The organism is Nonomuraea sp. NPDC059007, assembly GCF_042740555.1.
Classification (GTDB): Bacteria; Actinomycetota; Actinomycetes; order Streptosporangiales; family Streptosporangiaceae; genus Nonomuraea.
In genome coordinates this window covers 306,754-318,585 of sequence record NZ_JBHYJD010000009.1, presented here as the reverse complement: position 1 = coordinate 318,585, position 11,832 = coordinate 306,754, and the positions used below count along the sequence as shown (strand labels likewise).

The 11,832-nt window shown below is 70.1% G+C and carries 16 protein-coding genes; 3 read left to right on the top strand and 13 right to left on the bottom strand.

The genetic code is table 11. From position 1 onward, the window contains the following. Nucleotides 1–95 precede the first annotated feature (95 nt). Nucleotides 96–635 (top strand): hypothetical protein, encoded by a 540-nt coding sequence (locus tag ACFWY5_RS17950; RefSeq protein WP_379633050.1) that lies wholly within the window; start codon nt 96–98, stop codon nt 633–635. Nucleotides 636–687: 52 nt separating this feature from the next. Here ACFWY5_RS17950 and ACFWY5_RS17945 read toward each other — a convergent pair whose 3' ends face one another. The 3 genes from ACFWY5_RS17945 to ACFWY5_RS17935 all read right to left on the bottom strand — a co-directional run bounded on the left by ACFWY5_RS17945 (nt 688) and on the right by ACFWY5_RS17935 (nt 2,399). Next, nucleotides 688–996: a DUF6355 family natural product biosynthesis protein gene (locus tag ACFWY5_RS17945; RefSeq protein ID WP_379633048.1), complete on the bottom strand. Its 309-nt coding sequence runs from the start codon at nt 994–996 to the stop codon at nt 688–690. A gap of 253 nt (nt 997–1,249) precedes the next feature. Next, the gene (locus ACFWY5_RS17940) at nt 1,250–1,393 is read right to left on the bottom strand and encodes a hypothetical protein (RefSeq protein ID WP_379633046.1); all 144 of its coding nucleotides are present in this window, start codon (nt 1,391–1,393) and stop codon (nt 1,250–1,252) included. A 217-nt stretch (nt 1,394–1,610) separates the two neighbouring features. Further along, nucleotides 1,611–2,399 (bottom strand): hypothetical protein, encoded by a 789-nt coding sequence (locus ACFWY5_RS17935; protein WP_379633044.1) that lies wholly within the window; start codon nt 2,397–2,399, stop codon nt 1,611–1,613. A 277-nt stretch (nt 2,400–2,676) separates the two neighbouring features. On the opposite strand from ACFWY5_RS17935, the gene ACFWY5_RS17930 reads away from it, so the two are divergent. After that, nucleotides 2,677–2,973: a hypothetical protein gene (locus tag ACFWY5_RS17930; protein ID WP_379610930.1), complete on the top strand. Its 297-nt coding sequence runs from the start codon at nt 2,677–2,679 to the stop codon at nt 2,971–2,973. Then, a complete protein-coding gene (locus ACFWY5_RS17925; protein WP_379633042.1) occupies nt 2,970–3,245 on the top strand; it encodes a hypothetical protein in 276 nt (91 codons plus the stop codon). Before ACFWY5_RS17930 ends, ACFWY5_RS17925 begins: the two co-directional genes overlap by 4 nt. 84 nt (nt 3,246–3,329) lie before the next feature. Here the strand turns inward: ACFWY5_RS17925 and ACFWY5_RS17920 are convergent, their stop codons facing one another. From ACFWY5_RS17920 to ACFWY5_RS17875, 10 genes are all read right to left on the bottom strand, one after another. After that, entirely contained in the window at nt 3,330–4,271 is a 942-nt protein-coding gene (locus tag ACFWY5_RS17920; protein ID WP_379633040.1) for a hypothetical protein, read from the bottom strand. Then, a complete protein-coding gene (locus ACFWY5_RS17915) occupies nt 4,268–4,789 on the bottom strand; it encodes a hypothetical protein (protein WP_379633038.1) in 522 nt (173 codons plus the stop codon). Before ACFWY5_RS17915 ends, ACFWY5_RS17920 begins: the two co-directional genes overlap by 4 nt. A gap of 48 nt (nt 4,790–4,837) precedes the next feature. Then, nucleotides 4,838–5,569 (bottom strand): hypothetical protein, encoded by a 732-nt coding sequence (locus ACFWY5_RS17910; RefSeq protein WP_379633036.1) that lies wholly within the window; start codon nt 5,567–5,569, stop codon nt 4,838–4,840. A gap of 85 nt (nt 5,570–5,654) precedes the next feature. Then, nucleotides 5,655–6,509, bottom strand: a complete 855-nt coding sequence (locus ACFWY5_RS17905) for a hypothetical protein (protein WP_379633034.1) — start codon at nt 6,507–6,509, stop codon at nt 5,655–5,657. A gap of 11 nt (nt 6,510–6,520) precedes the next feature. Next, entirely contained in the window at nt 6,521–7,450 is a 930-nt protein-coding gene (locus ACFWY5_RS17900) for an acetamidase/formamidase family protein (RefSeq protein WP_379633032.1), read from the bottom strand. After that, nucleotides 7,443–8,273: a carbon-nitrogen hydrolase family protein gene (locus tag ACFWY5_RS17895; protein ID WP_379633030.1), complete on the bottom strand. Its 831-nt coding sequence runs from the start codon at nt 8,271–8,273 to the stop codon at nt 7,443–7,445. The genes ACFWY5_RS17900 and ACFWY5_RS17895 overlap by 8 nt, the downstream gene beginning before the upstream one ends. A gap of 23 nt (nt 8,274–8,296) precedes the next feature. Beyond that, nucleotides 8,297–9,064 (bottom strand): ABC transporter ATP-binding protein, encoded by a 768-nt coding sequence (locus ACFWY5_RS17890; protein WP_379610922.1) that lies wholly within the window; start codon nt 9,062–9,064, stop codon nt 8,297–8,299. After that, nucleotides 9,061–10,014, bottom strand: a complete 954-nt coding sequence (locus tag ACFWY5_RS17885) for an ABC transporter ATP-binding protein (protein WP_379610920.1) — start codon at nt 10,012–10,014, stop codon at nt 9,061–9,063. Before ACFWY5_RS17885 ends, ACFWY5_RS17890 begins: the two co-directional genes overlap by 4 nt. Continuing rightward, on the bottom strand, nt 10,011–10,871 hold the full coding sequence (locus ACFWY5_RS17880; protein WP_379610919.1) for an ABC transporter permease: 861 nt from the start codon (nt 10,869–10,871) through the stop codon (nt 10,011–10,013). Before ACFWY5_RS17880 ends, ACFWY5_RS17885 begins: the two co-directional genes overlap by 4 nt. Further along, on the bottom strand, nt 10,868–11,830 hold the full coding sequence (locus ACFWY5_RS17875; RefSeq protein ID WP_379633027.1) for an ABC transporter permease: 963 nt from the start codon (nt 11,828–11,830) through the stop codon (nt 10,868–10,870). Before ACFWY5_RS17875 ends, ACFWY5_RS17880 begins: the two co-directional genes overlap by 4 nt. Nucleotides 11,831–11,832 lie beyond the last annotated feature (2 nt).

Sequence of the window (11,832 nt, the reverse complement as noted above, 5' to 3'; positions counted from 1 at the left end):
GAGCTGTAACGCCTTCGCCACCGCGACAGGCGGGGGTACGAACAGCGATTCGATCAGGGGAGAAAATCGTGAAACGCGGCTTACGAGGCAATGCCATGAATGCTCGCCAGGGCGCCGCCCGGGCCCGCCGGGTGCTGGCGGTGATCGCATCGGCCCTGCTCATCACCGGTCTCACGACCGGGACCGCCACGGCAGCCAGTGCGCCCGACGGGAAGTTCTGCGTCGTCGAGGTCGGCAAGTCGGTCGACGGGGGCTTCTCGCCGGTGAAGTCGGAGACGTGCAGCGACGACCCGGCCTCGCCGGCCTTCACGGCGGCGGCCGCGCCCGACGTGCTGCTCATGGAGTGGTTCTGGAACGCGCACAACAACCCGCCGAACCTCACGCGCATCATCGTGTCGGCGGAGGAGGGGCCCTGCGACTCGTCAGGCTACCGCCTGCGGCCGAACCTCATCTGGGACAACGAGATCTCCGGCTTCTACACGTACAGCAACTGCCGTTCGGTGAGCATCTACGACGGCTACAGCTTGGACGGCGACGGGGCGTACTGGTTCGACGGTAGGGGCGACGGGCCCAACGTGGGCTATGTCGGCGACCGCATGAACGACCGGACCAGCTCGCTCTGGATCCGATACTGACACCGGCCCGGCGCTCACGGAGACGTGAGCGCCGGGCCGAACGATCTGAAGGTCAGCAGTTCCAGCCGTCGTGATAGACGCCGTAGACGTTGGCGAAGTTGCCCAGTTGCACCTGCGTTCCCGGCCGGACGCAGTAGTGCTCGTTCTGACTGAATCGCCTGGTCACCCAGATCCTTTCACTCACGTTCGCGCAGTTGCGGTAGTACTCCGTTCCCGCGTTGGTGAAGTGGCCGCACACCGGTGCTTGGCGTGCGGTTGCCGTCGTGCCGGTGGTGGCCGCGGCGGGGAGCGCCGTGGTCGCGGGGCCGAGGGCCAGCACGGTGGTCGCCGCCAGCAGGGCCGCCTTGAGCTGAGTGCGCATGGGAGTTCTCCTTCTCGTGTTCGGTGTGTGGAGAGGTGCCGGCGCGTGAGGGGGCGCTCGGCCGGTGGGCGGTTCGCCGCACCTCGCTCGCGGTGGGTGTCCGTTCGATCACCGCTGCGTGGTACGAGCAAAGCCGGGTGAAGGAGGTGTCCAACAGGCCCTCGGACAGACTCGGCCGAAGTCGACCACCACGCGGCCACCCTCGGACAGGCAGGAGCGGCCGGCACCTGAGGGTCACCGCAGACGGTCACCCTCAAAGAAGCGAACTCAGCACCACCGCCGCGCTCGCCGCCATCAGAACCAGCGCGAACACCTCGACCACCAAAGCCACCCACAGGACGCGCGCCCGCCACCTGTTGAGCTCGCGCAACGCGGCGAGGATCTGAGCCCGCAGCACCTGCTCCTCATCCGCATGATCACCGCCGCCCGCCTCGCGCGGTCGAGGGCCGTGAGCGCGGTCTCGGCGCAACACACGCACGGTCTTCGAAATACCGCCTGACCCCTTACGGACGTTGTCCCGCGAGTTCCAATCGAAGAGGATTCTGTCAGGGGCGTGCGCTCGGTTGTGCACCACTCGTAGTTGATCCGGCCGGCGGCCTGCTGACGACGGCTACCTACTCTGACGCGTCGACGTCGTCGTAGGACGTCACCTGATCATCGGGAGGTGGCTGAATGTCTGTCTCGGTGCCCCATCTGGACAGCCGGATGTCCTCGGTGACCGGGAAACGCTCGTCGATCTGCAGACCAGGTGCGATGATCGGCTGGGCGTAAGAGCTCCGGCATCGGCGCACGAGCTGGTCCTTGCCGAGCCATATCTGCCAGGTCACCGGGATCTTGGCGTACTTGCCGGCGGGTTTGGTGTCGAGCGGGATCCGGAAGGCGCTGTTCGCCTTGTAGAGCTCGCCCAGGGTGATGCGGCCCTGGTAGAGAGTGGTGCGCACCTTGTCGTACGTTCCCGCCGGACGCTTGACCGTGGCGGTCCGCAGCACGGCCTTCAGCGTGGCCGGATGGCTCAAATCGATAGGCCCGCAGTCCAACATGGGACCGTTCGGCGGGGCCGGGAAGAGAAACCACGTCTTTCCGTCCGGCAGCGACTTGTCACGCGGGTATTCACGCCTGTACCAGCGGTCGGGAAAACTGATGACCCGGGCCTCGGGCGCCGCCTTGGAGTCGCGATAGACCACGTCGGCTGCGACAGCTTTTCCCTTGCCGAACTCCACGCTACCGGTGGTTCTCCACGTGCCGGGCTCAGCGATATGCAACTGCGCGATCTTTACTCCCCGGCCGTCCACGAGCTGACGCTGGAGAGCGGTCGCCGGATCGATCCGCGCATCTGCGCTCGCCTCGAAAACCATGGTCAAGCTTGCCGCCGCACAAAGAACCGCCACCCACGGCTTTACCATGGCTCGCTCCTCCCTGCCTGTGATCTGCCGGGAATCTTCACAGACCAAGATCTCGGGCCAATCACGACTGTCCCGCCGGTCGAGGTTGGGAGGCGCCCTGACGGACGGTGGCCCCATGTCACCCCTGGCGGAACCTGGGCGAATTCCTGAGATGTGATGACATGAGAGGTCGACGGGGAAATATCCATGCCAACCGGTGACGCATGCCTCTGGGCGGCGCGGGGCGGCGTTCCTAGCGTGTGGGGCGAAATCCGCAGCATACCTAGGAGGCAACACCGTGCCACTCCTCCGGCGCGCCGCCGTCGCCGCCCTGGCCGCGACGGCCCTCACCGCCTCGCCGCTCCTCGCCGGAACCGCCCACGCCGCGGGCACCCACACCTGCTTCAGCGGCATGCTCACCCCGGGGCAGAACGGCGGCCACATCTCGGCCAACCCCTGCGACGGCTGGGGCGGCGCCGACGTCGTCGTCGTGCTCCGGTTCGGCCGCGACGCGGGCACCTACCGCTGCCACACCGCCTTCTCCTGGAACGGCTTCCTCGGAGCCGACGGCTGCCGTCCGGAGGCGACACCATGAAGATCCTGATCGCGGCCCTCGCCGCCGCCACGATCTCGGCGGGAGCACCCACACCGCCGCCCGCCGAACGGGCCTACGTCTGCGATTGGGGCATCTACTACTTCAACCCGCTGGCCAGCACCATGAACATCATGGCGGGCGGATGCACCGGCCCGTCGGGCACCGGGCCCGCCACCATCACTCTGCTGTCCGGAGTGATGTCCCCACCGGCGACCTTCTCCTGCCGGGCGGCCTCGATGCTCGACGGGCGGGTGCTCGGCAGCTCCTGCTGAGCCGCGTCAGGTAGTCAGCGCGCCGGCACCTGGAGGGTGCTCGACGTCCTCGGCGTCTCTCGCGATCCAGGATCCACTCGATGATCAGCAGGACGGTGGCCGGGTGGTGGCGCGGACGGATGCCGGGCTGAACTCGAAGCGGAGCGTGTCGCCCTGGGGAAGCAGCAGGGCGACGCCTTCCGCGCGTGACCAGTCCGCGGGGACCAGCAGATACTGGTCGCCGGAGCGCAGCACGAGCTTCAGTCCGTCATAACGGAACCGGTAGGCGGTGTCGGGGTCCTCGCAGCGGGTCCGCCGGATGCCGGGCACGTGCTGCAGGCTCAGGCCGTGGGCGCTGTAGACCACGACGGCCGGGGCTTTCGAGAGCTGGGAGACGAACTCGCGGGCCCGGGAACGGCCGACCGCGGCGGAGTAGTCGTTGGCGGCCCAGAAGAGGCTCATGCCGACCAGGACCAGCACAACCGTCAGTTCCAGAATGGTGACCCAACGCGGGCGGGCGATCTGGGTCAGGCGCGGCGCGCACACCAGAAGCAGCACTCCGGCGGCCAGGCTCAGCGGTGCGACCGCCAGCGGCCGGTTGAAGATCGTTTCACCGAAGATGCGGGAGACCCCGTTGAGGAACAGCATCAGCCCTGCCGCGACCATCACCGGGACCAGCACCCTGGGTGCGGGGATGACGCGGATGCCCAGCCGGTTCCGCGCCCACCGGAGGACGAGTACGGCCAGCCCCGCGCAGGCGGCCGTGACCAGGGGCACGAACAGGCCGTCCACGCTGAGGAACACGTAGTCCTGGGTGGTCAGGCCCAGCAGGGTCGAATCCACGCCGAGGTAGTCGTAGAACCAGAACGCGCGGGACCAGCCGAAGTAGAAGAAGATCGCGGTGAGCGCGGTGGCGGGAGCCACGACCGCCCCGAGGACTCTGATGATCGGAGAGTCGGTCCCGAGCCAGCTCGCCGCCTCATCGGCGGCCGGCCGCGGCCGCTTCGTGGCGGCGGTGGGGCCGGCTCCTGGCGAGCCCTCCGTCACGGACTGACCTCCGGCTCCAGAACGTCGGGCGAACGTGGGGCGGGAGACTTCCCGGTCGACGGGGACGAGTCGCCGGGGTCAGGGGTCACCGGCGTCGGGCAGGGCTCCTTGCCGGTGACGATCACGACGGTGGAGCCCTGTCTGACCTTGCTTCCCTGCTTGGGCTCCGTCTCGTCGAACTGGCAGGTCGAGAGAGAACCCCGGTCGCGCGCCTCGACCCTCACCTTGACGCACAACTCGTGCCGAGGGCACTGCCGCCGTATGCCGTCCTTGATCACCTTCATCATGTGATCGAGAGGGCGGCCAGAATCCTCCGTTTTCGCGGGGATCTCGATCGGGGCCCCGTACGCCTCCGCATCCCCTCTCCCACCGGTAGGGGCACCAGGCGCCTCGGCCTCCTCGCCGGTGGGGTTTACGCCACCGGCGGGCTCCTCGGCTTCCCGCCCGAGGGGAGCACCACAACCGACCAGCACCAGGCAAACCAGGAGGGCCAGCATGTTCGCGCTCAATCGTGTCATAGCACCATTGTCCGCTACTGTCAGCGACCTTCGATAAGCGGCCGGTAGTCATCGCGATCTCTGCTTCTTGTCGGCATCGTCGATGAAGGTCAGGAAGCCTGCCCGTTCGTCGGGTGTGGTCGTCCACACCAAGGTTCTCCGCCAGCGTCCGCACCTGCTCGATCGGCCGGCAGGCTCCGCAGGACCACACCCGGACCGTGCCGTCGTCATGCGCCGTGGCGAGACGACCGTCCGGGATGTAGGTGACGCTTTCGACCGACGCTCCAAAGCGGTGATACGCGACGGGGGCGCCGCCGTCGACCGGCCAGATAGTTCGATGGTGGCGATGCGGCGTTTGGTGGCCTCGGTGGCCTCGCCAGGCGCGGTCAGCCGCCGGAACCGTTGCTTGGCAACGCGCTGCTGGCGGGTGTCGAACGTGGTGAACACGCTCTCGGCCGTTCTGGCGAGCGCGCGTTCGATTCCGCCGGTCGCGTGAAACCCGGCCAGCGTGAGGGCGTTGCCTTGACGGCGGCGCCACGTTTCCAGCAAGGCGTGAGACAGCAGCGGAAGCACACCCGGCCGCCCGTGAGCCTGCGCCACCAAGTGCGCGACCAGAGCGCTTTCGACGGTGCACCGGGCACGGGCCGCGGGCTGAACGATGACCCGGCGTATCTCGTCGGCGGTCATCGGGCCTACGGTGACCTGCGCGTCCTGCAAGGCGCCGACCAGATCGGGCTGTGTACTGCAGTGCGGGTAGAAGTCGGCGGCCAGAGCTGAGGGGAACCAGCGTCGAACGGCCATCGCGGAAAAGGAGTCTCCATGAGGCCGATCTCGATACCGGCCATGCTCTCCGCCGCTCAGGCAAGTCCGGAGTTCAGCGCTGACGTCAGCCCGTGCCCGAGGTGGTCCGTTCGGCGTCGACGGTGAGCACGTGGGTGAAGAAGTCCTTCACCCTGCTCACCACACCGGGACCGTAGTGGCCGACACCCGGCACGACGTCGTAGCGGACCGGGATGCCGTGTCGTTCCAGGCTGCGCCGCAGTGCCCGCAGCCGTGTGGTGCGCGGGACGCCCTCGTCGTTGACACCGGGAATCCAGGCGGGATGGCCAGCGGGCACGCTGTTCGACTGGGTTCCCGTGTCGTCGGCGCCGATCACCAGGTGCATGGCCGTACCGCCGAGCGCGGCCGGATCGACGTTCCTGCCCAGCACCGCCTCGGCTCCGGCGAGGCCGGCGGGCCAGGGCAGGGCCTCGTCGAGCAGGGTCACCGCGCCCGGCGCGCCGATCGAGGCGGCGCGGACCCGTTCCGGATACAGGTAGACGAACCGGTGCGCGAACTGCCCGCCGCCCGAGTAGCCGAACAGCAGGAACCTGGCCCCCTCGACCCGGTAGCAGGCGGAGATCTCCTCGACCATGGAGAGCAGGATCTCGTCGAAGCGGATGCCCCGGTGTTCGAGGTACTTGTAGCCGTCGAGCTCGCCGGGGTCGGGGATGCCCGCGGGGAACAGCGGGGCCAGCACGATGCAGTCGTTGGCCCTGCCGAAGTCCACGAAGGAGTCCCGGTACGACTGGACGTCCCGTTCGGTGCCGTGGACGAGCACGACGAGGGAGTACACCTTGTCCCCCTCCGGCGCGTAGTCGTCGGGGACGTACAGGCAGTAGGAGAAGCGCTGGTCGTACTGGCACGCGTACAGCGGAGTGCGGCCTATGTCCCACACGGAGAGTTTGCGCGATTGGTGCATGATCCCTCGTATCAGGAAGTGACGTAGCGAGGTACGGCGGCGTGGACCGACGACCAGCCGCCGTGCACGCACTGGTTCACGGTGACCTCGGCGACCGCGCCGAGCAGCTCGTACGCCTCGCCGGGAAGGTAGCCGCACTCCTCGACCAGCCTGCGCCGGAGTTCGGTCATCGCCGAGCGGAGGTTGTGGTCGACGCTCACGCCGTGGGCACAGCCCACGGCGCCGATCCGATGGGGTTCGTCGAGGTACGGCCCGGCCATCGCCCGGCCCAGCCCCGGCAGCAGCTCGACCGTCACGGTGACCTCGGCCGGGGCCTCCAGCGCGGTGCCGGTGATCTCGGCGTCGCCCATGAGCGCGTGCACGTCCCCGAGCGACACCAGCCCGCCCGGCACCTCGACCGGCAGCACGAGCACGCTGCCGGGTCGTAGCGCCTGGCAGTCCATGTTGCCGCCGCAGCGGGCGTGCGACAGCAGCGAGGGGAACGCGGCACCCGCTGGGGCCACGCCGAGGGTGCCGATCATGGGCCTGGCCGGGAGCGCCAGGCGTCCCCGCGAGGTCGGGAACCACACCGTGCCGCCCTCGACGGGGCAGACGCGGGTGTCACCGTCCGGCAGGCCGAGTTCGGGGTCGGCGTGGAGCACCGTCACGGCCCGCGCGCCGAGGCTGACGCGCTCGACGGTGATCGCCAGCGCGTCTCCGGGTACGGCGCCGCGGACGGCCACGGGGCCGGCGACCGGGTTGAACGCGCCGACCAGCTCGATCAGCTCGGCCTCGGAGCGGAAGCGCTGCTCGGGCGAGGTCAGCAGGTTGGAGAAGCAGTCGAGAGTCTCGAAGACGAGGCTGGTCCCGCTGGCGACCTCTGCCACGGCGGGCTCGCCACGGTCGTAGAAGAACCGGCGTGGACCTACCGGCACCCGCACCGCCTTCACCGTCTCACCCATGGACCTGCTCCTGCGCGACCGACCCGCCGTACACGGAAGGAACGGTCTCGTTCGGCGCGTTGAGCGCGCCGCGAGCCTGGTCGAGCGCGCCGCGGTCGAGCTCGGCCATGATCAGCCCGGCGCCGTCCCGAGCGCACGCGAGCACGCGGCCCCAGGGGTCGACGGCCAGGCTGTGGCCGTGGGTGACGAACCCGTCGGGGCTGACGCCCTCCTGGGCCGGGGCCAGGACGTAGCAGAGGTTCTCGATCGCCCGAGCCCGCAGCAGCGGCTCCCAGTGGACGGCGCCGGTGACGGCGGAGAAGTTCGACGGCACGCACAGCACGTCCGCGCCCGAGCGGGCCAGCGCCCGGTACAGCTCGGGGAAGCGCAGGTCGTAGCAGATCGACAGGCCGAAGCCGAACCCCCGGTAGGAGACGTTGACCAGGTGCTCGCCCGGGGTGGTGTAGGCGCCCTCGTCCTCGTTCACCTCGGCGGCCCGCAGCCGGAACAGGTGCACCTTGCGGTACTCCGCGGCGAGCTCGCCGCCGGGACCGACGAAAACGCTGGCGTTGTACGGCCGGCCCGGATCACCGGAGGCGAGCCAGAGCCCCCCGGCCAGGACGGCGATCCCGTGACCTGCCGCCTTCTCCGACATCAGCGACAGTGTGGGCCCCGTCCTGTCCTCGACGTGCTCGGCCGCGAGCGTGCCCCGATAGGAGCACGCCTCGGGGAACAGGACGAGCTCCGCCCCCTCGCCGGCCGCCCGGTCGAGCGTGGCCGCCATCCGGCGGAGGTTGTCGGCCCGGTCGTCCCCCGAGGACATCTGGGCCATGGCGATGCGCATGGATCTCCGTTCTTGACGTGGCTTCACGGGCGGCCGAGGTCCGGCGTGGCCGCGAGGAGCGCACGGGTGTAGTCGTGGGCGGGGTCCGCCGTCACCTGCCTGGCCGGGCCCTCCTCCACGATCTTTCCCCGGTGCATGACCACGATCCGGTCGGCGACGTGGACGGCGGTGGCCAGGTCGTGGGTGATGAGCAGAATGCCCAGTTCCCGGGTGCGGCGCAGGTCTCCGAACAGGCTGAGCACGCCCGCTCTGACCGAGACGTCCAGCATCGAGACCGGCTCGTCGGCGATCAGGTACGCGGGTTCGAGAACGAGGCTCCCGGCGATGGCGACCCGCTGCCGCTGCCCGCCCGACAGCTCGAACGGCCTGCGGTCGAGGAAGGACTCGACCGGGGTGAGCCCGACGGCCATCAGCGCCTCGCGAACCCGCTCGTCCCGTTCGCCCTTCGGAACGCCGTGGATGGCCAGGCCCTCGGCGACGATGTCGCTGACCCGCTGGCGTGGAATCAGCGACTCGTAGGGGTCCTGGTAGATCATCTGGACGCGGCGGCGGAAGTCCTTGAGCCGCCTGCCCCGCAGAGTGAGCAGGTCGGTGCCGTCCAGGCTGACCCGGCCGGCGGCCGGCTCCTGCATGCGGACGAGGCAGCGGGCCAGCGTGCTCTTGCCCGAGCCCGACTCGCCGACCAGCGCGACGATGGACCCCTTGCCGAGGGTGAGAGCGACCCCGTCGAGAGCGCGAGCCCGCCCCCTGCGGCCGTAGGTGACGACGACGTCGTCGGCGACGAGACTCACGCGGGCACCTCCGTAAGGTGACAGGCGCAGGATCTGCCGCCGGCCAGCGGGAGCAGCGGCGGCGCGGCGCTCGCGCACCGCTCCAGCGCCTCCCCGCAGCGGGGCTGGAAGGCGCAGCCGGGCAGCGGCCCGTCGAGCCTGGGCGGCGCGCCGGGGATGGAGGTCAGCGGGCGCTCGCCGGCCAGGTCGGGGGTCGCCTCGACCAGGCGCCGCGTGTACGGATGGCGCGGGCCGCGTACGAGGTCGGCGCACGGCGCGTTCTCCACGACCGAGCCCGCGTACATCACGGCGGCCCGGTCGCACAGGCGAGGGACCAGCGCCAGGTCGTGGGTGACGAGCACGACGGCCAGCCCGAGCGAGTCGCTCAGCTCCTTCAGCAGGGTGACGATCTGGTCCTGCACGATCACGTCGAGCGCGGTGGTCGGCTCGTCGGCCAGCAGGATTCTGGGCCGGCACGACAGCGCGAGCGCGATGACCGCCCGCTGCCGCTGCCCGCCCGACAGCTCGTGCGGGTAGCGGGACACGGCGTCCCGCGGCAGGCCGACCAGGTCGAGCACCTCGCGGGCGCGCAGCCTGCCCTCCTGCCGGGAGCCGCCGTGGATGCGGACCGCCTCGACGATCTGGGCGCCCACCCGGCGGACCGGGTTGAGCGCGTTCATGGCGCCCTGGAAGACCATCGCGATGTCGGTCCAGCGGTGCGGCCGCATCGTGCTCTCGCCGCCGGCCAGGATGTCCGTGCCGTCGAGCAGCACCTGCCCGGAGACGGTGGCGCTCGCGGGCAGCAGGCCCATCATGGCCAGCATGGTCGTGGTCTTGCCGCAGCCCGACTCGCCGACGAGGGCGACCCGCTCGCCCGGGGCGAGGTCGAGGCTGACCGCGCGCACCGCGCGCACCTGCGCGCCGCCGGTGGAGAAGGCGACCTCCAGGTCGCGGATGCTGAGCAGGCTCATCTGTTCACCACCTGGAAGTACGTCCGGGACGCGTGCGCGACCTTGAGCCGGGGGTTGAGGGTGTCCTCGATCGACTGGGACACCCAGTAGCAGCACATGACGACGAGCGAGATGGCGATGCCGGGCGGCGCGAAGGCCCACCAGGCGCCCTGTGTCATCGCCGTCCGCTGGAACGCGAAGCGGATCATGGTCCCCCAGGTGACGGTGTCGGGGTCGCCGAGGCCGAGGAAGGTGAGCGCGGTCTCGGTGAAGACGGCCAGCGCGATGGTGAGCGCGGCCATCGCGCTGAGCAGCGGCGCGAGCTGCGGCACCAGGAAGCGGACGATGACGCGGAGGTGGCTCGCGCCGAGCCCGAGGACACGCTGGATGGCGGGCCGGTTCCTGAGGGAGGCGGTCTCCGCCCTGATGACGCGGGCGGTGGTCGTCCAGAGCAGCAGCGCGATCACCACCACGAGATGGCCGATGCTGCTGCCCCACACCGCCGCGATGACGATGCCCAGCGGCAGGGCGGGGATCACGATGGCGTAGTCGGTGATCCTCATGAGCAGCCCGTCGATCCAGCCGCCGAAGTACCCGGCCACCACGCCGATGACGCCGCCCACCAGGATCGCGACCAGGGCCGCCGCCGCGCCGACGAACAGCGTGGGGCGGGTGCCGTACAGCAGAAGGCTGAGGACGTCGTGCCCGCCGTCGTCCAGACCCAGCGGGTGGGCGGGCTCCGGCGGGCCGAAGACGGGGCCGACCTGCTCGGCCGGGCCGTACGGTGCGAGCCATCCCGCCAGCAGGGCGACGGCGGTGAGCAGCAGCAGGACGGCCACGCCCGCGGCGGCCCTGGGGTTGGCGCGCAGGCGTCTCATCGGGCCACCCGCGGGTCGAGCCGGACGTAGAGCAGGTCGGCCAGCAGGTTGAGGGTGACCACGGAGACGGTGAGCACGAGGAAGACTCCCTGCAGCATCGGGTAGTCGCGCTGGACCACCGCTTCGTACATGGCGCGGCCGACGCCCGGCCAGGAGAACACGCTCTCCACCAGGATCGAGCCGCCGATGAGGCCGCCCAGCGAGAGCGCGACGAGGGTGGTGATGGGGAGCATGGCGTTGGGCAGCACGTGCCTGGCCAGCATGCGGACGGGTCCGGCGCCGAGCGCCCGCGCGGTCAGCACGTGGTCGTCGCCGAGCGTCTCCATCATCGAGGAGCGCACCACGAGCGTGTACTGGCCGAAGACGATGAGCGCGATGGTCATGGCCGGCAGCGTCATGTGCTTGACCAGGTCGGCCACGAGTTCGGCCCCCGTCGGGTCGACCAGGAACTCGTCGCGCATCCCCTGCGCGGGCAGGTAGCCGCCGAACATCATGATCAGCAGCAGTCCGAGGAAGGGCGTCGGGACCGAGTAGAAGGCGATCGCGGTGTTGGTGCTGAGCCTGTCCACCCATCCGCCCCGGTACCAGGCCGCCAGGGCGCCGCTGACCAGGCCGAGCACCAGGGCCAGCAGCAGCCCGGCGGTGACCAGGGGCAGCGTGTTGGCGAACGCCTCGGCCAGGCGGGCGCCGACCGGTTCCTGCGTGGCGAAGGAGACGCCGAGGTCGCCGCTCGCCAGGCGGCCGAGATAGATCCAGTACTGGTCCCAGAGCGGCAGGTCGAGACCGAACTGCCGGCGCAGCGCCGCGGTCAGCTCCGGCGAGCCACCGGGGACCCGTGACATGTTCGCCACGGCGTCCCCCGGCAGCACGCGGAACAGCAGGAAGTTCAGCGTCACCACCGCGTAGACGGTTATCAGGGCCGCCAGCAGGCGCCTGATCAGATGGCTGGTACGCGACACGG

Excerpts from the sequence above, each read along its gene's own strand:
- ACFWY5_RS17950 (WP_379633050.1), top strand. The coding sequence starts at position 96 with ATGAATGCTCGCCAGGGCGCCGCCCGGGCCCGCCGGGTGCTGGCGGTG.
- ACFWY5_RS17945 (WP_379633048.1), bottom strand. The coding sequence starts at position 996 with ATGCGCACTCAGCTCAAGGCGGCCCTGCTGGCGGCGACCACCGTGCTG.
- ACFWY5_RS17935 (WP_379633044.1), bottom strand. The coding sequence starts at position 2,399 with ATGGTAAAGCCGTGGGTGGCGGTTCTTTGTGCGGCGGCAAGCTTGACC.
- ACFWY5_RS17925 (WP_379633042.1), top strand. The coding sequence starts at position 2,970 with ATGAAGATCCTGATCGCGGCCCTCGCCGCCGCCACGATCTCGGCGGGA.
- ACFWY5_RS17915 (WP_379633038.1), bottom strand. The coding sequence starts at position 4,789 with ATGACACGATTGAGCGCGAACATGCTGGCCCTCCTGGTTTGCCTGGTG.
- ACFWY5_RS17910 (WP_379633036.1), bottom strand. The coding sequence starts at position 5,569 with ATGGCCGTTCGACGCTGGTTCCCCTCAGCTCTGGCCGCCGACTTCTAC.
- ACFWY5_RS17905 (WP_379633034.1), bottom strand. The coding sequence starts at position 6,509 with ATGCACCAATCGCGCAAACTCTCCGTGTGGGACATAGGCCGCACTCCG.
- ACFWY5_RS17900 (WP_379633032.1), bottom strand. The coding sequence starts at position 7,450 with ATGGGTGAGACGGTGAAGGCGGTGCGGGTGCCGGTAGGTCCACGCCGG.
- ACFWY5_RS17895 (WP_379633030.1), bottom strand. The coding sequence starts at position 8,273 with ATGCGCATCGCCATGGCCCAGATGTCCTCGGGGGACGACCGGGCCGAC.
- ACFWY5_RS17885 (WP_379610920.1), bottom strand. The coding sequence starts at position 10,014 with ATGAGCCTGCTCAGCATCCGCGACCTGGAGGTCGCCTTCTCCACCGGC.
- ACFWY5_RS17880 (WP_379610919.1), bottom strand. The coding sequence starts at position 10,871 with ATGAGACGCCTGCGCGCCAACCCCAGGGCCGCCGCGGGCGTGGCCGTC.